Below are 26,705 nucleotides of genomic sequence, written 5' to 3'. Positions count from 1 at the left end.
GAGAACTCCCTTACTGCTTGCCGGCGGGGGCGGCCGCGGCGGGACCGCCCTCGGCCGGAGCCGGGGTTGCCTGCGCGGGCGATGCCTTCACCGGAGCGTTGTCCCGCGCCTTCGGCAGGCCCTGGACAATGATCTGGTCGCCAGGCTTGAGACCGCCGGTGACCACCCAGTTGGTGCCGCTGAGACGGTCGGTCTTGACCGGACGGCGCACGGCGGCCGAGGGCACGGTGATGTCCTTGCCGGTCTGCGGATCCTTCGCGTGGCCTTCGCCCACGACCATGACGTAGGCGTCGTTCGTGTCGCGCAATACGGCGGCCTGGGGCACCAGGAACACGTTGTGCAGGTCGCCGAGGGTGGCCTTCACCGTCACGAACTGCCCCGGCAGCAGGCGCAGGTCGGTGTTGGCGAGCTGCGCGCGGAGGTTCACCGTGCCGGTCTGCGGATTCACCGTGGCCGAGGAGAAGTCGAGCACGCCCTGTTCACCGAAGTCGGAGCCGTCGGGCAGCTGGATGCGCACGGTGGCCTTGTCCGTGGGCGAGAGCGTGGCGGCGCCATTGGCGGCGGCACGGCGCATGGTGTCGAGGTCCGCCACCGACATGCTGAAGTTCACGTACACCTTGTCGATCTCGTCCACCTGGGTGAGCAGGGTGGTGTCGCTCTGGCCGACGAGGGCGCCTTCGGTCACCTGCTGCTGGCCGGCGCGACCATCGATCGGCGAGACCACGTCGGTGAAACCGAGGTTGATCCGGGCGGTCTGGACGTTGGCCTCGGCCTGCTTCACCGAGGCGAGCGCCGTGCGCTCGTTGGCTTCCGCCGTGTCGAGGTCCTGGCGGGACACGTAGTTCTTGCCGATCAGGCCGCGGGCGCGATCGGCCTGGGCCTTGGCGTTGACCGCCGTGGCGCGGGCGGAGGCGAGCACGGCGAGCTGCGAGTCCAGCTCGGCCTTGAGCGGCTGCGGATCGATCTGGAAGAGCTTCTGCCCGGCCTTGACGTCCGTGCCTTCCTCATAGAGGCGGTGCAGGAGGATGCCGGGCACGCGTGCGCGCACATCGGCGGTGCGGAAGGCCGAGACGCGGCCCACCTGGTCCTGGACCAGCGGAGTGTCCTGGGGCTGGGCGGTGATGACGCCGACTTCCGGCGGAGGCGGCTGCTGGGGAGCTTCCTGCTTGTGGCAGGCGGCAAGCGCCGCGGCGAGGCCGAGGGCCAGCAGGGACGAGCGCAGGGGCAGGGGATTCATGAGAACTCCGTTCCTTTTCCAGGTTTCTTGTTCGTTCGCGCCGGCTCATCCGGCAGGATGTCGTACGCGTGCATAAATACTGTTACCGCGTGCCTGGCCCAGTCGTCCTGTGCCTTTCGGCCTCTTGCGCGGACCCCGAAGAGGCGACGATCCCCTTCGAGCCCGTGCAACATGGACAGGAACAACTCCGCGGCGACGTCCGGGTCCTCGCGGCGCATGTGGCCGTGGTCCATCGCCTCGGCCATGCAGCGCGCGAGCCGTACCGCGACCGTGTCGATCGCGGTACGGAAGAACGTCCTCGCCGCTGCCGGAAAGCGCGGCGCCTCCGCGATCAACATGCGGCCCAGGGCCACGTGCGAATGGTCCATCACGTAGGTCTGGTGCGCCTCGGCCAGGGCATGGAGCATGTAGGCCAGGCCGCGGCTTTCAGGGGCAAGGCTCGCGTGGAGGGGCAAGACGAGTTGTTCGACGGCGGCGTGGAACAGGTTGTCCTTATTATCGAAGTGCGCATACACGGTCTGCTTGGACACACCCGCCTCGCGTGCCACGGCTCCCATGCTGACGCGGTAACCATCGCGCAGGAACAACGAACACGCCGCCTGGAGCACCCGCTGCTGATGGTCCGACGGCGGGCGGGTCTCCAGGTGCGACATTAGCTATACCTGCTGGACTATACCGTCCAGTTTAGAATTACCTTTCCCCAGCGTCAACGGGCATCCCGCACATTCGCGCCCGAATTGTTGCGATGCACGGAACGACCGGGGTGCACGGCAAGCCCGCTTTCTCGAAATGGGGCGACGAGGATGCCGCAACGCGGTGAAAAAACGGCAACGGCCGATGTCATCCGGTGTGGCTACATGACATCGGTGGGAGCTATGCTTTCACGGATTTTCCGACTCCCCACATCGACAATCCGCCCATGAATGCGATTCGCGCTGCCGAAAACGGCCCGTTCCATGCCGTTGTCTTCGATGAACTGAAAAAGCTCGACCACCCCGCGGAGCGCCTCGATGAGGCGCGCTTTTTTATCGAGGCCTTCTTCGACCGGATCGCCCCCGCCGACCATGGCCTGCACGCGCCGGCCCGCTGGGCCGCGCTGATCGCCGATCTGCTGGCCTTCGCCCGCGAGCGGACGCCCGGCAAGGCCAAGGTCAGGGTGTACAACCCCGGGGTCTCCGGTAGCCGCGCCGTGGTCGAGGTCGTCACCGACGACATGCCCTTCCTGGTCGACACCGTCTCCATGGTGGCCGCCGCTCACGCCGACATCCACGCGATCATCCACCCGGTGGTGCCCGTGGTGCGCTCGGCCGCCGGTGTCCTCCAGTCGATGGGAACGGGGGAGAAGACCGAGTCGATCATGCGTTTCGAGATCGATCGCATCGACGATACCGAACTGGACACCCTCAGGGCGAACGTCGAGACCGCCTTGTCCGATGTCCGCGAGGCCGTGGACGACTGGCGCGCGATGCGCGGCAAGATGATCCAGATCGCCGACGAACTCGGCCAGCGCGCGTTGCCGTATACCGCCGAGGAAATCCGCGAGGCGAGCGAGTTCCTGCGCTGGGTGGCGGACGAGCATTTCACCTTCATGGGCTATCGCGAGTACGAAGTGTCGGCCGATGCGGGCGACGAGGTGCTCAAGACCGTCGAAGGGTCGGGGCTTGGCATCCTGCGGGCCGCGGAGCGTTCGCTCGCGCCGCGTTCGCTACGCACCCTGGTCGCCAGCGAACTGCCGCGCTCCGGCTCGACGGACGCGATCATCCTGACCAAGACCAATGCGCGGTCGCCCATGCACCGCGCCGGCTACATGGATTACATCGGCGTCCTCAAGTTCGACGACAAGGGCCGGCCGGTCGCCGAGCAACGTTTCCTGGGCCTGTTCTCGTCCAACGCGTACATGGCCCATCCGCAGCACGTGCCGCTGGTGCGCGAGAAGTGCGAGGCGGTGATGAACCGCTCGGGGCTCAAGCGCGATTCGCACTCGGGCAAGGCCTTGCGCCACATCCTCGACACGCTGCCGCGGGAAGAACTGTTCCAGTGCAGCACCGACGAACTCTACGCCCTCTCAATGGGCCTGCTCGAACTGGCCCAGCGCACGCGCACGCGCCTGTTCATCCGCCGCGACAGCTACGGCCGGTTCTTCTCCTGCCTGGTCTACATCCCGCGCGACCGCTTCAATACCTCCGTGCGCGAGCGCGTGGAGAACGTGTTGCGCGACGCGTTCCATGGCGAGCACGTCGATTCCGCGGTGCTGATGGGCGAAGCCGCCCTGGTGCGCCTGCATGTCGTGGTGCGTCCGCGCATCGGCGACCACCCGGTCTACGATGCGACAGGGATCGAGGCGCAGATCGTCTCGATCGCGCGCAACTGGTACGACGAACTGCGCGACCGGCTGATCGAGACGGCCGGTGAGCAGCAAGGCATCATCCTGGCCAATCGCTACGGAAAGAGCCTGCCCGCCGGCTACGTCGACGAGGTGTCGCCGCAGGTCGCCGCCGCCGACGTGCGCGCCCTGGCGGGCCTCGATGGTCCCGACGCCATCAGCATGTCGTTCTACCACCCGCCGCACCGGCCGGAGGAACTGCGTTTCAAGGTCTACCGTTCCGGCTCCGACATCGCACTTTCCGAAGTGCTGCCGCAGCTGGAGAACCTCGGCCTGCGCGTGCTCACCGAGCATATGTACGAGGTGAAGCAGGCGGATGGCTCGCTCTACATCCAGGATTTCGAGGTGCAGCCGGTCGGCCGCCTCGCCTTCGAGGTGGAGCAGGTCGGCACGATCTTCGAGGACGCCTTCGAACAGATCTGGCGTGGCAACGCCGAGAACGACGGCTTCAACCGCCTCGTCCTCGGCGCCAAGCTCGGCTGGCGCCAGGTGGCCGTGCTGCGCAGCTACTGCAAGTACCTGCTGCAGACGGGCGTGGCGTTCTCCCAGGCGTACATGGAAGACGCGCTCAACCGTTACCCGGCCATCGCCGGCCTCATCGTCGAGTTGTTCAACGCACGCTTCGATCCTCGCCGGGAAAGCCTCGGCGGTGCCGAGCGCGAGCGTGCCGAGAGCCTGCTCTCGCACGAGATGCATGCGTTGATGGACCCGGAAACGCTCGCCGCGCAGCCTGGACTCATCGGCAACCTGGTGGCTTCGCTCAGCCTCCCGCGCGCCGAGCAGGTGACGGCGGTGGAAGAGGCGATCAACGCGCTGCTCGACAACGTGTCCAGCCTCGACGAAGACCGCATCCTGCGCAGCTTCATCTCGCTGGTCCACGCGACGTTGCGCACGAATTTCTTCCAGGCCTGGGACGGCGCGTTCCGCCCGTACATCAGCTTCAAGTTCGATTCGCACAAGGTGCCGGACCTGGCCAAGCCGGTGCCGTTCCGCGAGATCTTCGTTTATGCGCCGCGCGTGGAGGGTATCCACCTGCGCTTCGGTTCCGTCGCCCGTGGCGGCCTGCGCTGGTCCGATCGCCGCGAGGACTTCCGTACCGAAGTCCTCGGCCTGGTCAAGGCGCAGATGGTGAAGAACACCGTCATCGTGCCGGTGGGCTCGAAGGGTGGCTTCTTCGTGAAGCGGCCGCCGGTGGGTGCCGATCGCGATGCACAGCTGGCCGAGGGCATCGCCTGCTACCGCATGTTCATCAACGGCCTGCTCGACATCACCGACAACCTGGTCGAGGGCAAGGTGGTGCCGCCGCACGACGTCGTGCGTCATGACGACGACGACCCGTACCTGGTGGTCGCCGCCGACAAGGGCACCGCGACGTTCTCGGACATCGCCAACGCGATCTCCAGCGAGCATGGCTTCTGGCTCGACGACGCCTTCGCCTCGGGCGGATCGAACGGTTACGACCACAAGGGCATGGGCATCACCGCCAAGGGCGCCTGGGAGTCGGTGAAGCGCCATTTCCGCGCGCTGGGCCGCGATTGCCAGACCGAGGAATTCAGCGTGGTCGGCGTGGGCGACATGTCCGGCGACGTCTTCGGCAACGGCATGCTCCTGTCGGAGAAGATCCGACTGCTCGCCGCGTTCGATCACCGCCACATCTTCCTCGACCCGAACCCGGACGCGGCGAAGTCGTTCGCCGAGCGCCAGCGCATGTTCGCGTTGCCGCGATCCTCGTGGGACGACTACGACAAGTCGCTGATCTCGGCCGGCGGTGGCGTTTACCCGCGCAGTGCCAAGTCGATCCCGGTGTCGCCCGAAACGCGCGCCGCGCTCGGCATCCGTTCCGACGCCACGCACATGGCGCCGACCGACCTGCTTTCGGCGATCCTCAAGGCACCGGTCGACCTGCTCTGGAACGGCGGTATCGGCACCTACGTGAAAGCCACCAGCGAAACGCATGCCGATGTCGGCGACCGTGCCAACAACGCGCTGCGCGTCAACGGCAGCGAACTGCGCTGCAAGATCGTGGGCGAGGGCGGCAACCTGGGCATGACCCAGAAGGGCCGCATCGAAGCGGCGCAATCCGGCGTGCTGCTGAACACCGACTTCATCGACAATTCGGCCGGCGTGGACACCTCCGATCACGAGGTGAACATCAAGATCCTGCTGAACGACGCCGTGCAGCGAGGCGAGCTGAGCTTCGAGGGCCGCAACAAGCAACTGGCGGAGATGACCGACGAGGTCGCCCGCCTCGTCCTGTGGGACAACTACCGGCAGAACCAGGCGATCACCGTGATGGAGCACCAGTCGGTGCGCCGCCTCGGTTCGATGGCTCACTTCATCAGCACGCTGGAAGCCGAAGGCATGCTCGACCGCCAGGTCGAATCGCTGCCGACGGCCGCCGAACTGGCGGAGCGCAAGCAACGTGGCCAGGGCCTTACCCGGCCGGAACTGTCGGTGTTGCTCTCGTACGACAAGATTCGCCTGTTCCAGCAACTGCTGGATTCGGACGTGCCGGAAGACCCGTATCTGTCACGCGAACTGGTCCGTTACTTCCCCGTGCCGCTGCACGAGAAGTACGCCGAGCACATGCAGCGTCATCGCCTGAAACGCGAGATCATCGCCACGGCGGTCACCAACTCGACGATCAACCGCATGGGCGCCACGTTCATGATGCGCATGCAGGAGGACACCGGACACGGTCCGGCCTCCATCGCCAAGGCGTATACGGCGGCGCGTGAAATCCTCGACGCACGCGACCTGTGGGCGGAGATCGAGTCGCTGGACGGCACGGTGGCGGAAGACACGCAGATCGACGCCATCCTGCAGATATGGTCGTTGCTGCGCCACCTCACCCGCTGGCTGCTCAACCGGCCGGGCGGTTCGCTGGATATCGCGGCGAACGTCGATCGCTATGCGAGCGAGGTCACCACCTTGCGCAAGGCGTTGCCGGATGCGCTCACCGATACCGGTCGCGGCGATTTCGCCGCCAGCCAGGAAAAGTGGGAAGGCCTTGGCGTGCCGAACGAGCTGTCCATTCGTCTCGCCCGGGTGCCGGTGTTGCGTGCCGCCCTGGACATGGTCGAGGTGTCGAAGCAGAGCGGCAAGGACATCGCGACCGTGGCCAAGGTGTTCTACGAGTTGGCCGAAGCACTCGACCTTGAGTGGTTGCGTGGCCAGATCGAGGCCTTGCCGGTGGAAGGTGCGTGGCATGCGCAGGCGCGTGGATCGCTGCTGGATGAACTCAATGCCCAGCACCGCGCGCTCGCCTTGCAGGTCCTGGGTGTCGCCGGCGATCGCACGGATGTCAGTCCGGTCAAGGCATGGCTGGAGCGGGACGACGCCACGCTCAAGTACACCCGCGCGATGCTGGCGGAGATCCTCACCCAGAACGCGGATTATCCGATCGCCTCGGTCGCCGTCCGCCGTCTGGCGCAGTTGGCGCAGATTCCGGTCTGAGGCCGGGTCGTCGCCGACAGGGTCGGCTCCCACCAAGGCCCGTGCCCTGGTGGGCGACGACCCTTCGGTGGGAGCCCATCCCGAGGTTGGAGCCAATCCTGACGTTGGAGCCAACCCCGGGTGCCGGGTGGTACCGGGGGGCCGACTGCACCGGTGGGAGCCGACCCTGTCGGCGATACCCGCTGGCGAAAACCTCCACCGTCTTCCCGGCCTATCCGACCGGCCGCCTTAAGGACTAAGCTCCCGGCTGGATCCGCCAAGCCTTCCCTTATGCGCCTAGCCTTCGTCGCCAGCGAAACCGAAGTCGCCCAACGCGCCCGTGCGGCGCTCATCGACCGTTACAAGGGCGTGGAGCCCGGGGACGCCGATATCATCGTGTCGCTGGGTGGTGACGGCTTCATGCTGCGCACCCTGCATGCGCATCGCACGCTCGGCGTGCCGTTCTACGGCATGAAGCTGGGCCGGCTGGGTTTCCTGATGAACCAGCACGAAGTCGACAACCTGCCCGAGCGGATCGAAAAGGCCCACCCGGCCGTGTTGCATCCCCTGGAGATGCACAGCATCTGCTGCGATGGCGCGGAGCATCGCGCCTTGGCTTTCAATGAAGTGGCCCTGCTGCGGCAGACCAACCAGGCCGCGCACCTGCAAGTCAGCCTCAACGGCGAGGTGAAACTCGCCGAGCTGGTCTGCGACGGCATCCTCGTGTGTACGCCCGCCGGGTCCACCGCTTACAACCTGTCCGCGCACGGTCCCATCTTGCCCCTGGACGCCAACGTCCTCGCGCTCACCCCGATCAGCCCGTTCCGCCCGCGCCGCTGGCGGGGGGCGATCCTGCCCCATGCCACCCGGGTGGGCTTCGCCACGCGCGACCCGAACAAGCGCCCGATCAGCGCCACGGCGGACTTCCACGAGGTGCGCGATGTGCGCAGCGTGGAGATCAGGCAATCGCGGCGGAACGCGGTGCGATTGTTGTTCGACCCGGAACACAACCTGCAGCAGCGCATCCTCGACGAGCAGTTCGCGCCGTAGGCCTGGCGCGTCGGGTGCATTAGGATGGGAGCCGGAACGCGCTGGACAGCATGCCCATGACCACCCACGACGATACGCAGAACGCCCACGCCGCATCCTCCGTGCGCGACAACCGCCTGGTCGTCGCGATTTCCTCGCGGGCGCTGTTCGACATGGAGGACAGCCATGAGCTGTTCGAGCGCGAGGGGCTGGATGCCTACCGCGCCTTCCAGATCGAGCACGAGGACGACCTGCTCAAGCCGGGCGTCGCCTTTCCGCTGGTGCAGAAATTGCTCGGACTCAATGCGCTTTCCGGCGACGTACCACCCGTCGAGGTGATCCTGCTCTCGCGCAATTCCGGCGACACCGGGTTGCGTATCTTCAACGCGATCCAGCACTACAAGCTGGGCATATCGAGGGCGGCATTCACCAGCGGCGCACCGACCTCGGACTACATCGCGCCGTTTCGCGCGGACCTGTTCCTCTCCGCGAACGCCGAGGACGTAGGGCGCGCGTTGCGCGCCGGCGTGGCGGCCGCCACGATCCTGCCATCGACCGCGCCCCAGCGATCCAGCGAGCAACTGCGCATCGCCTTCGATGGCGATGCGGTGATCTTCGGTGACGAGGGCGAGCGCGTTTCAAAAGAGCAGGGGCTGGAGGCCTTCCATCTCAACGAATCGGAGTGCTGGGCCGAGCCGCTTTCCGGCGGCCCTTTCCGTGGGTTTCTCGCCGCGCTGCACCGGCTCCAGGCGGCTTTTCCGGCGGAAACCTCGCCGATCCGCACGGCTCTCGTCACCGCTCGCTCCGCGCCCGCGCACAAACGGGTGATCCTCACGCTGCGCCGCTGGGGCGTGCGCATCGACGAGGCGCTTTTCCTCGGCGGCCGTGACAAGGGACCTTTCCTCGAAGCCTTCGGCGCGGACATCTTCTTCGACGATTCCCCGGCCAACGTGGAATCGGCCCGCCGCCATGTGGCGACCGGCCATGTGCCGCACGGGGTCAGCAACACTTAGCAATCAGCTGCCAGCCATCACCTGGCCGGCTGCCGCCGGATCGCCGACAAGTCGGCTCCCACCAGTCCGCTTCAGACGATGTTCGTCCAGCGCCACCAGTCGGTCTTCTTCTCTTCGCGCACGAAGGTGAACAGGCCGGCGCCCAGGATCATCACGATGCCGACCAGCATCGGCCAGTCCAGGTGATCGTGGAACAGCAGGTAGCCGAAGAGAATGGCCCATAGCATCTGGCTGTATTGCGTCGGCGCCACGCGGTTGGCCGGCGCATTCTGCGTGGCGAGCATCAGCAGGACCGCTCCCGCCGCGGCCAGCAGGCCATAGCCCAGCACGAGGAACCACTGGTGCGCGTCCGGCCAGACGAAGTGCGGCAGCATCATGATGAAGCCCGCGATCATCGGCCCGATCACGCCCGCGCCGTACAGCGTGATGCGCTTCTCGGTCGCGCCGGCCATGCGCAGCGCGATGATCGACAGCGCGCCGGTGATCCCGCAGATGATCGCCGCGACGTGTCCCGTGCCCAGGTGGCGAAAGCCCGGCCGCAACACCACCAGCACGCCGAGGAAGCCCACGATCACCGCCGACCAGCGCCGCCAGCCGACGTGTTCGCGCAGGAAGACCACCGAGAGGATGGTCACGAAGATGGGCAGCAGGAAGATCAGCGAGAAGGCCTCGGCCATCGGCAGGGCGGTGAAAGCCATGACCGCGGTCACGTTGCCGATGGCGCCCGCCATGGCGCGAAGCAGCCACAGGCCGGGCATCTTCGATATGACGATCTCGCTCCAGCGGTCGCCGGGCTTCTTCAGGAAGGGAAAGGCGGCCATGGCCAGCACCGCGCCGAAGAACACCGCCTCGTACGCGGGAAGGCTGCCTTCCAGCGACTTGACGAAGGCGTCGCTCCACGCATAGGCGGCGTAACAGGCGAAGCCGAGCAGCACACCTTTGAACATGGCGGTCCGTCAGGGAGCGGGCAGGGTGGTCATTATGGCGCCTCCGGCGTGGAGATTCCGGCAACCGGTCCCACGATTGCTGCGGCCCGCCATGACCCCGCCACCGGCCATGGCTACAATCGTGGGCTTTCCGGCTGCCCAGGCAAGAGTCCCACGTATGGCCCACCGTCTCGATCCGCTCGACCTCTACGATGTCCGCTCGCTGCTCACCGACGAAGAGCGCATGGTCCAGGACACCGTCGGACGCTTCGTCGACGAAAAGGTCCTTCCGATCATCGGCGACTGCTTCGACCAGGGCCGGTTTCCCGCCGAGCTGGTTCCGGAGATCGCCTCGCTGGGCCTCCTGGGCGCCACGCTGCCGGAGGAATACGGCTGCGCCGGCATGAACGGGGTGAGCTACGGCCTGATCTGCCAGGAGCTGGAGCGGGGCGATTCGGGCCTGCGCAGCTTCGCCTCGGTGCAGAGCTCGCTGTGCATGTATCCCATCTTCGCCTACGGTTCCGAAGAGCAGAAGCGCGAGTACCTGCCGCGGATGGCCGCGGGCGAGATCATCGGCTGCTTCGGCCTGACCGAGCCGCACGGCGGCTCCGACCCGGCCAACATGAAGACGGTCGCGCGCAGGGATGGCGGCGACTGGGTGATCAACGGCGCCAAGATGTGGATCACCAATGGCAACCTCGCCCACATCGCGATCGTCTGGGCGCAGACCGACGAAGGCATCCAGGGCTTCATCGTGCCGACGGACACCAAGGGCTTCGCCGCGCAGGAAGTGCACAAGAAGATGAGCCTGCGCGCCTCGGTCACCTCGGGTCTGTTCTTCGACGACGTCCGCGTGCCCGACAGTGCGCGGCTGCCCAACGTGAAGGGCCTGAAGGGACCGCTGGGTTGCCTCAACCAGGCGCGTTACGGCATCACCTGGGGTCCGATCGGCGCCGCGCAGGCCTGCCTGAAGGAAGTGCTCGACTACACCGCGCAGCGCGTGCTGTTCAACCGCCCGCTGGCGGCGAACCAGGCCGTGCAGATCCGGGTGGCCGACATGGCACGCCGCATCACGACCGCCCAGTTGCTCTCCCTGCAACTGGGCCGCCTGAAGGACGCCGGGCGTCTGCAGCCCACCCAGGTGTCCCTGGCGAAATGGAACAACGTCCGCATGGCCCTCGACATCGCGCGCGACTGCCGGGACATCCTCGGTGGCGCGGGCATCACCACGGAACATTCGGCGATCCGCCATGCGTTGAACCTGGAATCGGTCATTACCTACGAGGGCACCGAGACCGTCCACCAGCTGGTGGTCGGCCGCGAACTCACGGGCATCAACGCGTTCTGACGCCGGCATGCACGGGCCCGTCATCGAAACCGACCGGTTGATCCTCCGGCCCACGGCGGCGGAGGATTTCGACGCCTGGGCCGAATGCATGGCCGATCCTGAAGTCAACCGCTTCCTCGGCGGTCCGCAGCCGCGCGCCATCGCCTGGCGCAACTTCATGACCATGGCCGGTTGCTGGAGCATCGAGGGTTTCGGCATGTTCTCGGTGATCGAACGCGCCAGCGGACGCTGGGTGGGCCGACTGGGCCCATGGCAGCCGGAAGGCTGGCCGGGCCATGAGATCGGCTGGGCGCTGCTGCGGGAAACCTGGGGCAAGGGCTACGCGACGGAAGGCGCGGCCGCCTCGATGGACTGGGCATTCGCCAACCTTGGCTGGAGCCAGGTGATCCATTCGATCAACCCGGGGAACCTCGCCTCGATCGGCGTCGCGAAGAAGCTCGGTTCCACCTGGCAAGGGCCGGGTGCCTTGCCGCCACCGTTCGAGGACGACATCGTCGATCTATGGGGGCAGACTCGCGAACAGTGGCTCGCCCGCCGTCGTTGATTCCTTTCTTTCCCTGAGGACATCCCTTGGCCCATTCCAATTCCTCCATGCCGACCATCTATGGCCTGCGCGCATCGGGCAATTGCTACAAGCTGCAACACCTGCTGGACATGCTCGGTCGTCCCTATCGCTGGATCGAGACCGACAGTACCGCCGGCGCCACGCGCACCGCGGAATTCCTCGCGTTGAACCCGAACGGCAAGGTGCCCCTGCTCGTGCTGGAGGACGGCCGCCGCCTCGCCGAGTCCAACGCGATCCTTTGCTATCTCGCCGAAGGTACGGCCTTCCTGCCGTCGGACCCATGGGAGCGTGCGCGCACGCTGCAATGGATGTTCTTCGAGCAATACAGCCACGAGCCGTACGTGGCCGTGGCGCGCTTCGTCTGCAAGTGGCTGCCCGGGGACCATCCGCGTCGCGGGGAGTTGCCGCAGCTGCTCGAGCGCGGCGCGCGGGCGCTGGATGTGATGGAAGACCATCTCGCCAGCGAATCGTTTTTCAGCGGGGGCGGCTTCGGTGTCGCCGACATCGCGCTGTTCGCCTATACGCATTGCGCCGCCGACGGTGGTTTCGACCTCTCCCGTTGGCCGAATGTCACCGACTGGCTGGCCCGCGTTCGTGCGCAGCCCGGTTTCTCGCCGATGCACGCCTGATCCCCACTTCCCCGAGTCTTTCCCATGTCCGCTCCGCAAGCCATCGCCGCCCGTCACAAGGGTTTCAACCGCGCCGAGATCGTCGATCGGAATTTCGTCGAGTTCGTGCAGTCGTGGCGAGGCGACACCGCCCGTGCGCCGCTTGACGACGAGCCGGTGCTGCCCGGAAGCGCATTGGATGCGCGTGGGTTTCGCGAGCTGCTCGAATCGCAGCTGATCAGTCGCCACCTCGACCTGATGGCGCGCGTGCTGCGTGTGCAGAACAAGGTGTTCTATACGATCGGCTCGTCCGGGCACGAAGGCAACGCGATGGTCGCGCGGGCCACCCGGCACACCGATCCCGCCTTCCTGCACTACCGCAGCGGCGGCTTCATGGCCGAGCGTTTCCGCAAGCTGCCCGGCATGGACCCGGTGATGGACTCGGCCTTGTCCTTTGCCGCGAGCAGCGAGGACCCCGCGTCCGGCGGCCGCCACAAGGTTTGGGGAAGCAAGCCGTTGTGGGTGCTCCCGCAGACCTCGACCATCGCCTCGCACCTGCCCAAGGCGCTCGGTACCGCCGTCGCCATCGAGCAGGCCAAGCGTATCGGGCATGCCTTGCCCGTGCCGGGCGACTCGATCGCGATCTGCTCGTTCGGTGATGCGTCGTCGAACCACGCCACGGCGCAGACCGCGTTCAACGCGGCGGCCTGGACCGCATACCAGAAGTTGCCCGCGCCCGTGCTCTTCGTGTGCGAGGACAACGGCATCGGTATCTCGGTGAAGACGCCGGGTGGGTGGGTGGCCAACAACTTCCGCCATCGTGCGGACCTCGACTACTTCCACGCCGACGGCCTCGACCTCGCCGGCGGTTACGCGGACGTCGAACGCGCCGTCGCCCATTGCCGCAACACGCGCCGGCCGACCTTCCTGCACCTGGTCACGACACGGGTGATGGGCCACGCGGGCACCGATTTCGAGATCGAGTGGCGTTCCGTCGAGGAACTGGTGGCGTTGGAAGCCACCGATCCGCTACTGCGCAGCGCGACCATCGCGCTCGCCTCGGGCCTTTACGATTCCGAGAGCCTGCTCGGGCTCTACGAGGGGATTCGCAAGCGCTGTTTCGAAGCGGCCGATGTCGCCGATCGCACCGCCAAGCTCGACAGCCTGGCCGACGTCATGGCGCCACTCGCCCCGTACACGCCCGATGCCGTTCGTGCGGAAGCGGCGCGCATGGGGGAGGCGACGGAGCGCGAGCGCGCGTTCGGCGGCGCCGACAAGCTTCCGGAAAACCAACCGCCACGCCACCTGGCCATCCAGATCGGCCAGGCCCTGCACGACCTCATGGCGAAGTATCCGGAAAGCCTGTTGTTCGGCGAGGACGTGGCGCAGAAGGGTGGCGTGTACACGGTGACCAAGGGCTTGCACAAGGCCTTCCGCAACACCCGCGTGTTCAACACGTTGCTCGACGAGACGATGATCCTCGGCCTTGCGCAGGGCTATGCCAACATGGGCATGCTGCCGTTGCCCGAGATCCAGTATCTCGCGTACTTCCACAACGCCTGCGACCAGATTCGTGGTGAAGCGGCCTCGTTGCAGTTCTTCTCCAACGGGCAGTACCGCAACCCGATGCTGATGCGGGTGGCCTCCCTGGGCTACCAGCGCGGTTTCGGCGGTCATTTCCACAACGACAACTCGATCGCCGCGCTGCGCGACATCCCCGGATTCGTGGTGGGTTGCCCGAGCCGCGGTGACGATGCCGCGACGATGCTGCGAACCCTGGCGGCCCTGGCGAAAGTCGACGGCCGGGTCACCGCTTTCCTCGAGCCGATCGCGCTGTACATGACCAAGGACCTCTACGAGGCTGGCGATGGCCAGTGGCAATTCGCCTATCCGTCACCGGGCGAGGCGATGCCGCTGGGCGAGGGGCGGGTTTACGAGGAGGGTGCGAACGACCTCGTCGTCTTCACCTTCGGCAACGGCGTGCCGATGAGCCTGCGCGCGGCGCGACGTATCGAAGCGGAACATGGATGGAAGGTGCGCGTGGTGGACCTGCGCTGGCTCGTTCCGCTCAACGACGCCTTCATCGCCGCGCAGGCCAGGGGTGCGAAACGTATCCTGGTGGTGGACGAGGGGCGCAAGAGTGCGGGCGTGGGCGAGGGCGTGATCACCGCGATCGTCGAGGCGGGGCTGGGGCACGTGCCGCTGCGCCGTGTCGTGGGCGCCGATACGTTCACGCCGCTGGCGGGTGCGGCGTTCCTGGTGTTGCCGGGCGACGACGATATCGTGGCCGCGGCCGCCGGGCTGGCTTGAGGCGATAGACGGCGAACCTCAGTTCGCGGCTTTTCCGATATCGTTGCGGCGGACCAGCACCGGTCCGGCGTGGCTGGCGCACATCGCCTGGTTGCGCCCGGCGAGCTTCGCCGCGTACATCGCCTTGTCCGCCCGCTCGACCAGTGATTGCACGGTATCCGCGGGCGTGCGCATGGCCACGCCGATCGAGACCGTCAACAGCGAGCCCTGCGCTCCCACGTGCACGTCGAGCCGATGCACGCGCCGGCACAACCGCGTCGCGACCTGCATGGCATCTTCCCTGTCCACGCCTTGCAGCAAGGCCACGAACTCTTCACCCCCGTAGCGGCCGAGCAGGTCGGGCGGCCTGAGTTCATGACGCAGGGCGGCCGCCACCGCCACCAGGGCTCGGTCGCCGGTGGCGTGGCCGTGCCGGTCGTTGAGTTCCTTGAAGTGATCCAGGTCGAAGAACAGCACGGCGATGGGACGCGAGGCCCCCTGTTCCAGCACACCCGTCGCCGCATCGGTCCAGGCGCGACGGTTGAGCAGTCCCGTCAATGGATCGCTGTCCGCAAGCTGGCGGGCGCGGTCGCGATCATGGCGGATGGTGAGCGCACGGTCGGACAAGCCGATCGACAACACGATGGCCTCGAAGGCGCCTACCGCGATCGCCGCATCCGGCAGCCACGGCGCTCCCGCGAACATGCCCTGCTGTTGGGCGCCGCATAGCGCGGTAAGGATGAGCAGTGGTGTCCAGCCCGCCAGGAAAAACCAGGCATGCCGCGAACCGCGCACGGCGGCGATGGCACCGGCCACGAGCAGGAGCAACGCGCCGAGCAACACCAAGGGTTGTAACAGCAGCTGGGCCATGCCCACCAGCATGCCGACGCCGGTCGCGCGAAGCACGATCAGCAAGGGCATCACCACCGCGAAGGCCAGGACGGGTGTGCGCAGCAAGGGCACGTATTCGTCGACCTTGGCGAAGCGCAGCATGAACAGGGCCGCGAAGGTCACCGACAGTGCCGTCACCGCCGCGCCGAGGGTGTCGGCCATGCCGGCCAGCGACTGCAATTCGAGCGGGTGGAAAACGAAGCCCGAGCGCAAGCCCTGGATCAAGGCATAACAAATTAGGTACGCGGCATACCAGCCGAAGGTCATGTCGCGCAGGATCAGCGTGAAGCACAGCGCCATCAGCGCCATGGTCAGCATGACGGCAAAACATCCGGTGGCGAAGACCATCCAGCTGCCGTCGTCCCGGAGGTAGTCCGGCCACGAGTCGATCGCTATCGTCACCGCGCCCGGCGGTTGTGCCGTGGGCTCGAATTTCAGCAGGAGTGGCCGTGACGCCGGAATCGAGGCGGGCACGTTGAAGATCAGCCGGCCGTGACCGTGCAAGGGCGGCCCGAAGTCGTCCAGCGAGGTGGTCGCCACCAACGTGTCGCCGTCGTAGAGCGACACCGCGCCCATGCCCGGATGGCCGACGCTGAGCACGCGTTCGCCCGTCGTCCAGGGGGGCAGGCCGCGTAAGATCACCCAGGTGCCGGTGGGCTCGTTGGGGAGGATCTGCATGCGCGCCGGGTCGAAGGCGGGCAGGGGGCGCTGGGCCGCCTCGCGGAGGATGTCGGCGGGAGTGTCGCCCGGACGCACCTCGCGCCAGTTGGCCGTGAGCGTGGTCGCGGTGGCGGTACCGCCCAGAAGCAGGCCGCACAGCACCGTCGCCTGGAACAGACGGTGGACCCACCCGTGCTGGCGGTTGCCGGTACGCATATACGGCACCATTCTGCCGTGGTCCATGGCCGCTGTCGCGCTGGCCGTTGGGCGTATCCGTTGTGGGTGCTGCTGTCGTGGGAGCCGCCGTTGTGGGAGGTGCTGTTGTGAGAGGTGTCGTTGTGGGAGCCGGCTTGCCGGCGATCTCGCGGCAGCGGGCCAGGGTGAGGCAAGCACCCATCGCCGCTGAAGCGGCTCCCACAGGAGAAGTGGTCCCCACAGGTGAAGTGGTTCCCCACAGGTGAATAAGTTCACACAGGTGAAGCGGTTCACACAGGAGAGGCGGCTCCCCAAAAAAAAGCGGCTCTCACAGAGAAGCGGCTCCGTGGGGGCGTTTCAGCTGGGCTGGGGGGCCGCTATGCCGCCGAAGCGTTCCAGCAACTGGGTCTGCGCGTCGCGGACCGGTTGGCCGGGGGACGGCTGCAGGAGGGCATAGCTCCCGTCGGGCTGCTGGACCCATGCCGAGTGGTTGTCGGTGAGGTAGAACTCCAGTTCCCGCCGCACCCGCTGGCGCAGCTTCTTGCCTTCGATGGGAAAGCAGGTCTCGACGCGGCGGTCGAGATTGCGTTCCATCAGGTCGGCGCTGGCCAGGTAGAGATCCGGTTCGCCGTCGTTGTGGAACCAGTAGACGCGGCTGTGTTCGAGGAAGCGGCCCACCACGGAGCGCACGCGGATATTCTGCGATACCCCCGGGATGCCTGCGCGCAGGCAGCACATGCCGCGAACGATCAATTCGATCTTCACGCCTGCCTGGCTCGCCCGGTAGAGCGCGCGGATCAGCTTGGGATCGGTGATCGCGTTGATCTTGCAGACGATCTCCGCCTTCTTGCCCGCGGCGGCGTGCGCGGCTTCACGCGCGATCAGGTCGAGCAGGCCTTTCTTCAGCGTGAAGGGTGCGTAGAGCATCCGCTTCATCTTCAGCGCCTTGCCCATGCCGGTGAGCAGGCGGAACAGGCGATGCACGTCGTCGCACAGGGCTTCGTCGGACGTGAGCAGGCTGTAGTCGGTGTACAGCCGCGCGTTGCCCGAATGGTAGTTGCCGGTGCCGAGATGGGCGTAGCTGACCAGCTTGCCGTTCTCGCGGCGCTGCACGAGCATCAGCTTCGCGTGCGTCTTCACGCCCACCACGCCATAGGTCACCACGGCGCCTGCCTGCTGCAGGCGCGAGGCCAGGGTCAGGTTGGATTCTTCGTCGAAACGCGCACGCAGTTCGACCACGGCGGTGACTTCCTTGCCCGATCGCGCCGCTTCCACCAGGGCGTCGACGATCTCCGAGTTGGCGCCGCTGCGGTAGAGCGTCTGCTTGATCGTCAGTACCTGGGGGTCCTTGGCCGCCTGGCGCAGGAAGTCGACCACGGGCGAGAACGATTCGAAGGGGTGGTGGAGCAGGATGTCCTGCTTTCCGATCACCGAGAACATGTCCTCCGCGTCGGCCAGCGCCTTTGGCAGGGCGGGTACGAAACCAGGAAACTGCAGGCGCGCGTAGGCCGGTTGCAAGGTCATCTCGAACAGGCGCGCGAGGTTCACCGGGCCGTTCACCTCGTAGAGCGAATCCGCTTCCAGCGAGTACTGCTTGAGCAGGTAGTCCACGAGGGGCTTGGGACAGTTGTCGGCCACCTCCAGGCGCACGGCGTCGCCGTAGCGGCGCGAGAAGAGTTCACCGCGCAAGGTGCGCGCGAGATCTTCGACATCCTCCGGGTCGATGGTCAGGTCCGCGTTGCGGGTGAGGCGGAACTGATACGAGCCCAGCACGCGCATGCCGGGGAAGAGATCGTCGGCATGGGCGTGGATGATCGACGAGAGCAGCACGTAGTTGTCGCCACCTTCGCAGACTTCCCCGGGCAGGCGGATGAGGCGCGGCAGGATGCGCGGCGCCGGTACGATCGCGAGGCCCGAATCGCGGCCGAAGGCATCGGTGCCTTCCAGCTGGACGATGAAGTTCAGGCTCTTGTTCACCAGGCGCGGGAAGGGGTGCGTCGGATCGAGGCCGATCGGCGTGACCAGCGGCGCCACCTCGTGGCGGAAGTAGCGGCGCACCCAGAGCTTCTGTTTATGCGTCCACTGGTTGCGGCGGACGATGCGGATGCCTTCGTCCGCCAGCGCGGGGAGGATTTTCTCGTTGAGGATCGCGTACTGGCGCTCGATCTGGCGGTGCGCCAGTTCCGATATCTCGGCCAGGACGCGGCGCGGTGGAATGCCGTCGGCGCCGATCATTTCATGGTCGAAAGCGATCTGCTGCTTCAGGCCGGCCACGCGGATCTCGAAGAATTCATCCATGTTCGACGAGAAGATCAGCAGGAACTTGAGCCGCTCGATGAGTGGCTTGGACTCATCCAGCGCCTGGTCGAGCACGCGGATGTTGAACTGTAGCTGCGATAGCTCGCGGTGGACGTAGAGACTGGAATCGTTGAGGTCGATCTCCGCGACATCCGGTGGCGGCGCCGTCCTGGCGGTGGCGCTCTTCGCGGGGGCGATCGACTCGTTGGGCGGGGTCATCGTATCCAGGGTGGCGTCCTCGTCGCGGATCGCGACGCCCTCATGGTACGCCGCCCGTGCGAGGGTATGACGGGGCTCTTACACCCGCATGACACGCGCCACGATGCTCAGACCACCAGCGGTTCGGGTTCCAGGGTCACGCCGAACATGCCCTCGACCCCGACGATCACCTTCTGGGCGAAGGCCCAGAGCTGCGGGCCGGTCGCCTTGCCGTGGTTCACCAGCACCAGGGCGTGCCGGTTCGACATGCCCGCGTCGCCGTCGCGCTGGCCCTTGAAGCCGGCCGCCTCGATCAGCCACCCGGCGGAGATCTTCGCCGTGCCTCCGGCGTGTGGCCACACAGGCAGGCCCGGATGGGCGAGGACGAGCGCCTCGGCCTTCGCCGCGCCGACGATCGGGTTCTTGAAGAAGCTGCCGGCGTTTCCGATCACCGCCGGATCGGGCAACTTGCGCGACCGCAGGCGCACGACCGCCTCGGCCACGTGATACGGCGTGGCGCGCTCGATGCCCATCTTCGCCACTTCCTCGCGAATGCCTGCGTAGTCGAGCGAGAGCGGGCGTTCACGCGGAAGGGAGAAGGTCACCGCCACGACGATCCACCGGCCCGGCTGCTGCTTGAAGCTGGAATCGCGGTACGAGAACGCGCAAGCGGCCTTGTCGAGCACGACGAACTCGCCCGCATGCGTGTCCCAGGCTTCCACGGTATCGATGAATTCCGCCACTTCAACACCGTAGGCGCCGATGTTCTGGATCGGCGAGGCGCCGACGGTGCCGGGAATGAGGATCAGGTTTTCCAGGCCCGCGTAGCCCTGGCCGAGCGACCAGCGTACGAAGTCGTCCCAGCGTTCCCCCGCCGCCACGCGTACCAGCACGCGATCGTCGCGCTGGAAGGTCTCGACGCCCCGCGTGGCCATCGCCAGGACGGTACCGTCGAAATCCCCCTTGATGAGCAGGTTGCTGCCTTCGCCGAGTACGAGGACCTTGCCTCCCCTCACGGCGGGATACGCCAGCAATTCGGGAATCTTCGCCGGATCGCGCACCTCCGCGAGCAGTTTCGCGCGTGCATCCACGCGCAGCGTGTTGCGGCCGCCGAGCGGCGCATCGCTGGCGAGGCTGAACCCGCCCATGTCGACAGGCGCGTTGTTCATGCCACGAGCCCCTGGCGCCGGATCTCGGCGACGGCCTCGGCGATCAGTCCGGGGCCGCGATAGACGAGGCCGGAGTAGAGCTGCACCAGCGTGGCGCCGGCCTCGATCTTTTCGGCGGCGCTGTCGCCGTCGAGGATGCCGCCCACGCCCACCAGGGGAAGCTTGCCCCCGAGGCGCGCATGCATGCCGCGCAGCACGGCGGTGGACCGGGCGAACAGCGGCCGGCCGGACAAGCCGCCGGTTTCGTGGGCGTTGGGATCGCCTGCGACCTCGGTGCGTTCGATCGTCGTGTTGGTGCAGATCACGCCGTCGATGCCGGAAGCGAGCAGCACATCCGCCATGGCGTCCAGTTCGGTGTCCGATAGGTCCGGTGCGATCTTGAGCAGCATCGGCTTGCGCTTGCCATGCTGGCTCGCCAACCGCTCCTGTGCATCGCGCAGCGTCCCGATGAAACGGCGCAGGGTTTCCTCTTCCTGGAGATCGCGCAGTCCTTGCGTGTTCGGCGAGGAGATATTCACGGTGATGTAGGTGGCCAGCGGATACGCGCGTTCCAGGCAGGCGAGGTAATCGTCGATGGCACGCTCGTTCGGCGTGTCCTTGTTCTTGCCGATGTTGATGCCGAGCACGCCGCGGAACGACGCCTTGTGCACGTTGCGCACCAGCGCGTCGATACCTTCGTTGTTGAAGCCGAGCCGGTTGATGATCGCCTCGTGCCGCGGCAGGCGGAACATGCGTGGCTTGTCGTTACCCGCCTGCGGGCGCGGCGTGACCGTGCCGATCTCCACGAAGCCGAAGCCCAGCGCGGCGAGGCCGTCGAGGTGCGCGCCATTCTTGTCCAGGCCTGCGGCGAGCCCCACCGGATTGGGGAAATCGATACCGAAGGCGTGTACCGGCAGTTCCGACGGTGGCTTCGCTATCCAGCCCGAGATGCCGCTGCGCTGCGCGACATCGGCGGCGTACAGGGTCAGGCCATGCGCGGTCTCGGCATCCAGTGCGAAGAGCAGGGGGCGGATCAGTTCGTACATCAGGCGTCCGGGTGGCCCGCGAAGACGCGGGTGTCGTAATCGTAGTCGACCGTGCCATCGGCCTGGGTCGCGTCGAACAGCGAGCGCAACGCGAACAGCATCGGTTCGTGGTTGGGATGCCCGGGCTTGGGTGCGTACGACGACGACATCAGGCGGCCCAGGAGTCCATCGTAGTCGAGCTCCTGGCCATGCGGGAACGACGCCATGCCGCGATAGCCATGGGCGAACCAGCGCGCCATGCTCTCGTCGTCGGCGTAGCGCTCCGCGATGCTGATGTAATCGACGCCGTATTCGTGCAGCAGCCGCTCGTAACCTTCCAGGAACGGCGTGCCCGACAGCCGGCGACTGTTCCAGAACACGGCGACCAGGCCGCGCGAAGGCAGGATGCGCGCGAATTCCTCGCGCACCCGTTCCTTGTCGAACCAGTGGAACGCCTGCGCGGCGATGACGAGGTCGACCGAGCCGTCGGGCAAGCCCGTTGCCTCGGCGGTGCCATCCACGGCACGGAACCGTTCTTCGCCACCGAGCCAGCGTTCGGCGGCCGAGCGCATCGCCGCGTTCGGTTCGACGGCGGTCACGCGATGTCCGGCGTCGAGGAACAGCTTGCTCGAGATGCCCGTGCCCGCGCCGATATCGGCGACGGCCCAGTCGGTATGGACGCCGAGGCCATGCAACCACTCGACCAGCGCCGGGGGGTAGTCCGGGCGATAGCGGACGTAGTCCTCTACGCGGTCGGAAAAACGTTCCGTGGAGCGAAGGTCGGTCATGGCCTCATCCGTTCGGTCAGAACTCGAACTTGATGCCCTGGGCCAGCGGCAGCGCGTCCGAGTAGTTGATGGTGTTGGTCTGGCGGCGCATGTACACCTTCCAGGCATCCGAGCCCGATTCGCGACCACCGCCGGTTTCCTTCTCGCCACCGAAGGCGCCGCCGATCTCCGCGCCCGAGGTGCCGATATTGACATTGGCGATGCCGCAATCCGAGCCCGACGCCGAAAGATACTGCTCGGCCGCCTTCAGGTCCTGCGTGAAGATCGCCGAGGACAGGCCTTGCGGCACGGCATTCTGTTCGGCGATGGCCTCGTCGAGGGTGTCGAAGGGCATCACGTAGAGGATCGGCGCGAAGGTTTCCGTTTGCACGACCTCGTCGGAGTTCTTCAGGCCCGTGACGATCGTCGGCAGCACGAAGTTGCCCTTGCGATCGGTGAGCGCCTTGCCGCCCGTGCGCACGGTGCCGCCGGCGGCCTTGGCCTGTTCGATGGCGGCGAGATACGCCTGCACGGCCTCCGGGCTGTTCAGCGGCCCCATCAGTGTGGTGGGAAGCGTGGGATCGCCGATCTTCTGCTCCACCTGCCCGTAGGCCTTGACCAGCGTGTCGACCACGGTGTCGTGGATCGAGGAATGCACCAGCACGCGGCGGGTGCTGGTGCAGCGCTGGCCAGCGGTACCGACGGCGCCGAACACGATGGCCGGGATGGCGAGCTTCAGGTCGGCCGACTTGTCGAGGATGATCGCGTTGTTACCGCCGAGTTCGAGCAGGCTGCGACCCATGCGCTTCGCCACGCGCTCGCCGACGATGCGGCCGACCTTGGTCGAGCCGGTGAAGCTGATCAGCGGGATGCGCTTGTCATCGACGAAGACCTGCGCGAGGTCGGTGCCGGCATCGTTGAAGAGGAAGAAGATGTCCGGGAAGCCGGCCTCCTTCAGCGCCTCGTTGCAGATCTTCATCGTGGCGATGGCCGAGAGCGGCGTCTTCGGCGACGGCTTCCAGATGCAGATGTCGCCACAGATCGCGGCGAGGAAGGCGTTCCACGCCCAGACGGCGACCGGAAAGTTGAACGCGCTGACGATGCCCACGAGGCCGATCGGATGCCACTGCTCGTACATGCGGTGGCCGGGGCGCTCGGAATGCATGGTGTTGCCGTAGAGCATGCGACTCTGGCCGACCGCGAAATCCGCGATGTCGATCATCTCCTGCACTTCGCCGTCGCCCTCGGGCTTGATCTTGCCCATTTCCAGGGCGACCAGCGAACCCAGGGCGTCCTTGTGCCTGCGCAACGCCTCGCCGCACAGGCGGACGGCTTCGCCACGGCGCGGGGCGGGGGTCGTGCGCCAGACCGCGAAGGCTTCCTGGGCGCGCTGCACGATCGTTTCGTAATCGGCGGCGCTGGTGGCCTGCACCGTCGCGATCACCTCGCCCGTGGCCGGATTGGTCGGCGACAGCGTGCCGGCGCCCGTGGTGGCGGCCCATTCGCCACGGCCGAGGTAGGTACCGGATTCGTTGGCGGCGAGGCCGAGCGCTGCGAGGATCTTGCCGGACATGAGGCTCTCCATGGAGAAGGGTAAAACGGCGATTCTAGCAAACGCTCCCTTCACCCCCCGTTGTGCGGCGCGGAAGGATGTCTGCGGGGCGTCGTTGCCCGGCGAGGTTATGAAGACCCTGCGATCACCGGCGCAAGTCCATGCTGGCTTTGACTTTCTTCACCAGGCGGGTGGCCCCATGTCCCGAATCTATGAGATTCCCTACCATCCCGACGAAAGCCACTCATGGACCGTGTGTCTCGACGGGGAGGTGCTATCCCGTTTTGCCAGCCGTTTCGATGCCCTGCTCGCGGCCGTGAACCGGGCGGCCACCGAAGGAGGCGACGCCACCATAGGGATCGAGGGTGCCGACGGTGTCTGGCGTCCTTTCGGGAGCGATGCGAAACGGCCGGCGCGCATCCCGCCCATGCCGGGGCCGGTCGGCAATGACAGCCGATAAGTGGTGGCCCATCGGACATTTTCAGCGGTGGACATATGCGTGCTCAATGTCTCAGATAGACGGGAACCGGATCGGCGCAGAGAAGGTCGAGCATCAGGCGGTCTACCGCGCCGAAGCAGTAGCCATGAAGATGGATGCCTGGTCGCGAGATCTTTTCGATCATTTCATCGAACGTGATGCCACCGATGTCCTCGATGGAGAGATTGCGGCCCGGAAGGTAGCGCTGGAATGCGGAGTGATGACCGACGTCGGCATGGTAGAACGTGCTTTCCGCATGCAACCTTCGTTGATTGGCCCAGTTTTTGCCTTGTTTGCTGCCATGGACGCCGCTGTAGAGATAGACATTTCTACGTCCGTCGACGATGGGCATGCGTCTTATTTTTCGCAGGGGGCTGAAAAGACTCATGGAGTTGACGGGCGTATCCGCGCCCCAGTGGGTATTTCCGGGATCGAGCGGATCGGGCCGCACGATCCAATGTGTCTTCAGTACCGGTTGCCCTGTCCGCGCGGAACGCCGAAATTTATGAGCTGGACGCTGATTGGCCGGAACGACTTCGATGTTGTAGCGCGGTAAATCCGCGTCCTGCGGCCCTCTTTGTCCACGACCCACATAGCGCACCGATGTCGCGGGAGGCTTCGCCGTCAGGGCGACGCCACCGGGAGTGATGCCGGCGGCCACTCCGAGCCAACCAAAGACAGCAGGGGATTTCCTGGCCCCTGCCGAAATCGAAACCGGTGTTCCGATCTCGGCCGCGACGGTGACCACATCGAGTACGGCAGCGGTCGCCGGCATCACCATGGAGATGGCGCCCGTAGGGCTCTGCCGTCTCTCCACCTGCCCGCTGAAACCACCGTTCATGCCCAGGCCTGCGACGACCTGGTCCCACCACGCGTTACCGCTGGGGTCGGTGCGGTTGATCGGGTCGCCGCCACAATAAGCGTAGCGATTCAAGCCGCCGTCATCGAAGGGGCTGATGGGATCGGGATTGAGGAAACGTCGCAGTACCGGGGAATACAGGCGACTACCGAGTGCATAGGCGCCGGTGCCGGACTCCGCGCATGCTCCGGTGTAGGCGCTGTGCGCGTGCTGTCCCGTCGCCGCGCTGTCGCCGAAAGCGCCGTATATGCGACTCATGGGTGGCTTCCAGGCCATGCCGCGCTCCGTTCCTTTTCAGCGGTGGACATGTGCGTGCTCAATGTCTCAGATAGACGGGAACCGGATCGGCGCAGAGAAGGTCGAGCATCAGGTTGTCTATCGCGCCGAAGCAGTAGCCATGAAGATGGATGCCTGGTCGCGAGATCTTTTCGATCATTTCACCGAACGTGATGCCACCGATGTGTTCGATGGATAGATTGCGGCCTGGTAGGTGGCGCTGGAATAAGGAGTAATCATCGACGTCCAATTGGTAGAGCCTGCTATCTGCATGCAATCGTCGTTGATTGGCCCAGTTTTCGCCTTGTATGTCGCCATGGACGCCGCTGTAGAGATAGACATCTCTAGGTCCATCGGCGATGGGTATCCTTCCTATTTTTCGCAAAGGACTGAGAAGACTCCTCGAGGTGACGGGCGTATCCGCGCCCCAGTGGGTATTTCCGGGTTCGAGCGGATCGGTCGTCACGAACCAATGTGTCTTCAATACCAGTTGCCCTGTCGGTCCGGAACGCCGAGACTTATGAGGTGGGCGCTCATCGGCCGGAACGACTTCGATGTTGTAGCGCGGTAAATCCGCGTCCTGCGGCCCTCTTTGTCCCCGACCCACATAGCGCACCGATGTCGCGGGAGGCTTCGCCGTCAGGGCGACGCCACCGGGAGTGATGCTGGCGGCCACTCCGAGCCAACCAGAGACAGCAGGGGATTTCCTGGCCCCTGCCGAAATCGAAACCGGTGCTCCGATCTCGGCCGCGACAGTGACCACATCGAGTACGGCAGCGGTCGCCGGCATCACCGTGGAGACGGCGCCCGTAGGGCTCTGCCGTCTCTCCACTTGCCCGCTGAAACCACCGTTCATGCCCAGGCCTGCGACGACCCGGTCCCACCACGCGTTACCGCTGGGGTCGGTGCGGTTGATCGGGTCGCCGCCACAATAAGCGTAGCGATTCAAGCCGCCGTCGTCGAAGGGGCTGATGGGATCGGGATTGAGGAAACGTCGCAGAACCGGCGAAAACAGGCGATGGCCGAGTACGTAATCGCCGGTGCCTGGTTCGGCGAGCTGTCCCGCGTACGCGGAGCGTGCCATCTGGCCCACCATCCCGATTTCACCGTAGGCGCCATAGATATGGGTGGCGGGCGCGACCTGCTTCACCGACGTTCCTTCCTGCGGGAGTACCAGGATTTAATGCACAGGATGGCGTCCGCGGCTATAGCGACAACGGTGTAGGCGCAGCTGCGGTTTCCGCGATCCGTCATGAGCTTAGGCGTCGGGGCGCCGGAATGTCCCCGGTCTCGTCTTTTGTCTCCCGACCGCCTCCGGTATCCTCACATCCTTGGCCCCGTAGCTCAGCTGGATAGAGCGTCCCCCTCCTAAGGGGAAGGTCGCCCGTTCGAATCGGGCCGGGGTCACCATATGAAGCCATTCTTGGCTTGGCCGGATTCCATATTCCGCCACCGATCACACCCTTCAAGCACAGCAAGCACATATCCTCCCGCCCGACTTCCAGGCGGGTCTTGGCGGAGACGC

The 26,705-nt window shown here is 66.1% G+C and carries 19 protein-coding genes and 1 tRNA gene; 9 read left to right on the top strand and 11 right to left on the bottom strand.

Translation table 11 applies throughout. From position 1 onward, the window contains the following. Positions 1-10: 10 nt before the first annotated feature. Positions 11-1,237 carry an efflux RND transporter periplasmic adaptor subunit gene (locus ACR9Y6_RS09485; protein ID WP_481281061.1) on the bottom strand — a complete coding sequence of 409 codons (1,227 nt, stop codon included), beginning with the start codon at positions 1,235-1,237 and terminating at the stop codon, positions 11-13. Then, complete coding sequence (locus ACR9Y6_RS09480; RefSeq protein WP_481281060.1) at positions 1,234-1,890, bottom strand: TetR/AcrR family transcriptional regulator; 657 nt, start codon at positions 1,888-1,890, stop codon at positions 1,234-1,236. The genes ACR9Y6_RS09485 and ACR9Y6_RS09480 overlap by 4 nt, the downstream gene beginning before the upstream one ends. 266 nt (positions 1,891-2,156) lie before the next feature. Here ACR9Y6_RS09480 and ACR9Y6_RS09475 point away from each other — a divergent pair, with 266 nt between their 5' ends. From ACR9Y6_RS09475 to ACR9Y6_RS09465, 3 genes are all read left to right on the top strand, one after another. Beyond that, positions 2,157-7,076 carry an NAD-glutamate dehydrogenase gene (locus ACR9Y6_RS09475; RefSeq protein WP_481281059.1) on the top strand — a complete coding sequence of 1,640 codons (4,920 nt, stop codon included), beginning with the start codon at positions 2,157-2,159 and terminating at the stop codon, positions 7,074-7,076. A gap of 270 nt (positions 7,077-7,346) precedes the next feature. After that, positions 7,347-8,105, top strand: coding sequence for an NAD kinase (locus ACR9Y6_RS09470; protein ID WP_481281058.1), 759 nt, complete (start codon positions 7,347-7,349; stop codon positions 8,103-8,105). A 56-nt stretch (positions 8,106-8,161) separates the two neighbouring features. Further along, positions 8,162-9,097: a 5'-nucleotidase gene (locus tag ACR9Y6_RS09465; protein WP_481281057.1), complete on the top strand. Its 936-nt coding sequence runs from the start codon at positions 8,162-8,164 to the stop codon at positions 9,095-9,097. A 71-nt stretch (positions 9,098-9,168) separates the two neighbouring features. Here ACR9Y6_RS09465 and ACR9Y6_RS09460 read toward each other — a convergent pair whose 3' ends face one another. Further along, the gene (locus tag ACR9Y6_RS09460; protein WP_371022032.1) at positions 9,169-10,044 is read right to left on the bottom strand and encodes a DMT family transporter; all 876 of its coding nucleotides are present in this window, start codon (positions 10,042-10,044) and stop codon (positions 9,169-9,171) included. A gap of 157 nt (positions 10,045-10,201) precedes the next feature. On the opposite strand from ACR9Y6_RS09460, the gene ACR9Y6_RS09455 reads away from it, so the two are divergent. Genes ACR9Y6_RS09455 through ACR9Y6_RS09440 form a run of 4 tightly spaced genes read left to right on the top strand, consistent with a single transcriptional unit; the run spans position 10,202 to position 14,854 of the window. Continuing rightward, positions 10,202-11,371 carry an acyl-CoA dehydrogenase family protein gene (locus ACR9Y6_RS09455; protein ID WP_481281056.1) on the top strand — a complete coding sequence of 390 codons (1,170 nt, stop codon included), beginning with the start codon at positions 10,202-10,204 and terminating at the stop codon, positions 11,369-11,371. 7 nt (positions 11,372-11,378) lie between these two features. Beyond that, positions 11,379-11,915: a GNAT family N-acetyltransferase gene (locus ACR9Y6_RS09450; RefSeq protein WP_481281055.1), complete on the top strand. Its 537-nt coding sequence runs from the start codon at positions 11,379-11,381 to the stop codon at positions 11,913-11,915. 47 nt (positions 11,916-11,962) lie between these two features. Next, positions 11,963-12,565 (top strand): glutathione S-transferase family protein, encoded by a 603-nt coding sequence (locus tag ACR9Y6_RS09445; RefSeq protein ID WP_481282715.1) that lies wholly within the window; start codon positions 11,963-11,965, stop codon positions 12,563-12,565. 24 nt (positions 12,566-12,589) lie between these two features. Further along, the gene (locus ACR9Y6_RS09440) at positions 12,590-14,854 is read left to right on the top strand and encodes a thiamine pyrophosphate-dependent enzyme (protein WP_481281054.1); all 2,265 of its coding nucleotides are present in this window, start codon (positions 12,590-12,592) and stop codon (positions 14,852-14,854) included. A gap of 18 nt (positions 14,855-14,872) precedes the next feature. Here the strand turns inward: ACR9Y6_RS09440 and ACR9Y6_RS09435 are convergent, their stop codons facing one another. The 6 genes from ACR9Y6_RS09435 to amaB all read right to left on the bottom strand — a co-directional run bounded on the left by ACR9Y6_RS09435 (position 14,873) and on the right by amaB (position 23,588). After that, the gene (locus tag ACR9Y6_RS09435) at positions 14,873-16,600 is read right to left on the bottom strand and encodes a sensor domain-containing diguanylate cyclase (RefSeq protein ID WP_481281053.1); all 1,728 of its coding nucleotides are present in this window, start codon (positions 16,598-16,600) and stop codon (positions 14,873-14,875) included. A 336-nt stretch (positions 16,601-16,936) separates the two neighbouring features. Further along, a complete protein-coding gene (gene ppk1, locus ACR9Y6_RS09430; RefSeq protein WP_481281052.1) occupies positions 16,937-19,096 on the bottom strand; it encodes a polyphosphate kinase 1 in 2,160 nt (719 codons plus the stop codon). Between the two features lie 107 nt (positions 19,097-19,203). After that, positions 19,204-20,223: a UDP-N-acetylmuramate dehydrogenase gene (murB, locus tag ACR9Y6_RS09425; RefSeq protein WP_481282714.1), complete on the bottom strand. Its 1,020-nt coding sequence runs from the start codon at positions 20,221-20,223 to the stop codon at positions 19,204-19,206. Between the two features lie 17 nt (positions 20,224-20,240). Continuing rightward, positions 20,241-21,269 carry a quinone-dependent dihydroorotate dehydrogenase gene (locus ACR9Y6_RS09420; protein WP_481281051.1) on the bottom strand — a complete coding sequence of 343 codons (1,029 nt, stop codon included), beginning with the start codon at positions 21,267-21,269 and terminating at the stop codon, positions 20,241-20,243. Next, positions 21,269-22,036: a class I SAM-dependent methyltransferase gene (locus tag ACR9Y6_RS09415; protein ID WP_481281050.1), complete on the bottom strand. Its 768-nt coding sequence runs from the start codon at positions 22,034-22,036 to the stop codon at positions 21,269-21,271. Before ACR9Y6_RS09415 ends, ACR9Y6_RS09420 begins: the two co-directional genes overlap by 1 nt. A 16-nt stretch (positions 22,037-22,052) precedes the next feature. Beyond that, positions 22,053-23,588 (bottom strand): L-piperidine-6-carboxylate dehydrogenase, encoded by a 1,536-nt coding sequence (gene amaB / locus ACR9Y6_RS09410; RefSeq protein ID WP_481281049.1) that lies wholly within the window; start codon positions 23,586-23,588, stop codon positions 22,053-22,055. Between the two features lie 10 nt (positions 23,589-23,598). Here amaB and ACR9Y6_RS09405 point away from each other — a divergent pair, with 10 nt between their 5' ends. Beyond that, a complete protein-coding gene (locus ACR9Y6_RS09405; RefSeq protein ID WP_481281048.1) occupies positions 23,599-24,027 on the top strand; it encodes a hypothetical protein in 429 nt (142 codons plus the stop codon). A gap of 43 nt (positions 24,028-24,070) precedes the next feature. Here ACR9Y6_RS09405 and ACR9Y6_RS09400 read toward each other — a convergent pair whose 3' ends face one another. Both ACR9Y6_RS09400 and ACR9Y6_RS09395 read right to left on the bottom strand, forming a co-directional pair. Next, entirely contained in the window at positions 24,071-25,180 is a 1,110-nt protein-coding gene (locus ACR9Y6_RS09400) for an RHS repeat-associated core domain-containing protein (RefSeq protein ID WP_481281047.1), read from the bottom strand. A 40-nt stretch (positions 25,181-25,220) separates the two neighbouring features. Beyond that, positions 25,221-26,330, bottom strand: coding sequence for an RHS repeat-associated core domain-containing protein (locus ACR9Y6_RS09395; RefSeq protein WP_481281046.1), 1,110 nt, complete (start codon positions 26,328-26,330; stop codon positions 25,221-25,223). Positions 26,331-26,513: 183 nt separating this feature from the next. Here ACR9Y6_RS09395 and ACR9Y6_RS09390 point away from each other — a divergent pair. Next, positions 26,514-26,590: transfer RNA gene (locus tag ACR9Y6_RS09390), tRNA-Arg, on the top strand. Positions 26,591-26,705: the final 115 nt, after the last annotated feature.

Source organism: Luteibacter sp. TLI7-4A (genome assembly GCF_056754745.1).
Note: the sequence above shows the minus strand (reverse complement) of the source record. Positions and strands in the feature narration are given on the sequence as shown.

What these genes read in the sequence shown, in the direction of transcription:
- ACR9Y6_RS09485 (WP_481281061.1), bottom strand. Translation starts at nt 1,237, where the DNA reads ATGAATCCCCTGCCCCTGCGCTCGTCCCTGCTGGCCCTCGGCCTCGCC.
- ACR9Y6_RS09480 (WP_481281060.1), bottom strand. Translation starts at nt 1,890, where the DNA reads ATGTCGCACCTGGAGACCCGCCCGCCGTCGGACCATCAGCAGCGGGTG.
- ACR9Y6_RS09475 (WP_481281059.1), top strand. Translation starts at nt 2,157, where the DNA reads ATGAATGCGATTCGCGCTGCCGAAAACGGCCCGTTCCATGCCGTTGTC.
- ACR9Y6_RS09470 (WP_481281058.1), top strand. Translation starts at nt 7,347, where the DNA reads ATGCGCCTAGCCTTCGTCGCCAGCGAAACCGAAGTCGCCCAACGCGCC.
- ACR9Y6_RS09465 (WP_481281057.1), top strand. Translation starts at nt 8,162, where the DNA reads ATGACCACCCACGACGATACGCAGAACGCCCACGCCGCATCCTCCGTG.
- ACR9Y6_RS09460 (WP_371022032.1), bottom strand. Translation starts at nt 10,044, where the DNA reads ATGTTCAAAGGTGTGCTGCTCGGCTTCGCCTGTTACGCCGCCTATGCG.
- ACR9Y6_RS09455 (WP_481281056.1), top strand. Translation starts at nt 10,202, where the DNA reads ATGGCCCACCGTCTCGATCCGCTCGACCTCTACGATGTCCGCTCGCTG.
- ACR9Y6_RS09450 (WP_481281055.1), top strand. Translation starts at nt 11,379, where the DNA reads ATGCACGGGCCCGTCATCGAAACCGACCGGTTGATCCTCCGGCCCACG.
- ACR9Y6_RS09445 (WP_481282715.1), top strand. Translation starts at nt 11,963, where the DNA reads ATGCCGACCATCTATGGCCTGCGCGCATCGGGCAATTGCTACAAGCTG.
- ACR9Y6_RS09440 (WP_481281054.1), top strand. Translation starts at nt 12,590, where the DNA reads ATGTCCGCTCCGCAAGCCATCGCCGCCCGTCACAAGGGTTTCAACCGC.
- ACR9Y6_RS09435 (WP_481281053.1), bottom strand. Translation starts at nt 16,600, where the DNA reads ATGCGTACCGGCAACCGCCAGCACGGGTGGGTCCACCGTCTGTTCCAG.
- ppk1 (WP_481281052.1), bottom strand. Translation starts at nt 19,096, where the DNA reads ATGACCCCGCCCAACGAGTCGATCGCCCCCGCGAAGAGCGCCACCGCC.
- murB (WP_481282714.1), bottom strand. Translation starts at nt 20,223, where the DNA reads ATGGGCGGGTTCAGCCTCGCCAGCGATGCGCCGCTCGGCGGCCGCAAC.
- ACR9Y6_RS09420 (WP_481281051.1), bottom strand. Translation starts at nt 21,269, where the DNA reads ATGTACGAACTGATCCGCCCCCTGCTCTTCGCACTGGATGCCGAGACC.
- ACR9Y6_RS09415 (WP_481281050.1), bottom strand. Translation starts at nt 22,036, where the DNA reads ATGACCGACCTTCGCTCCACGGAACGTTTTTCCGACCGCGTAGAGGAC.
- amaB (WP_481281049.1), bottom strand. Translation starts at nt 23,588, where the DNA reads ATGTCCGGCAAGATCCTCGCAGCGCTCGGCCTCGCCGCCAACGAATCC.
- ACR9Y6_RS09405 (WP_481281048.1), top strand. Translation starts at nt 23,599, where the DNA reads ATGGAGAAGGGTAAAACGGCGATTCTAGCAAACGCTCCCTTCACCCCC.
- ACR9Y6_RS09400 (WP_481281047.1), bottom strand. Translation starts at nt 25,180, where the DNA reads ATGGCCTGGAAGCCACCCATGAGTCGCATATACGGCGCTTTCGGCGAC.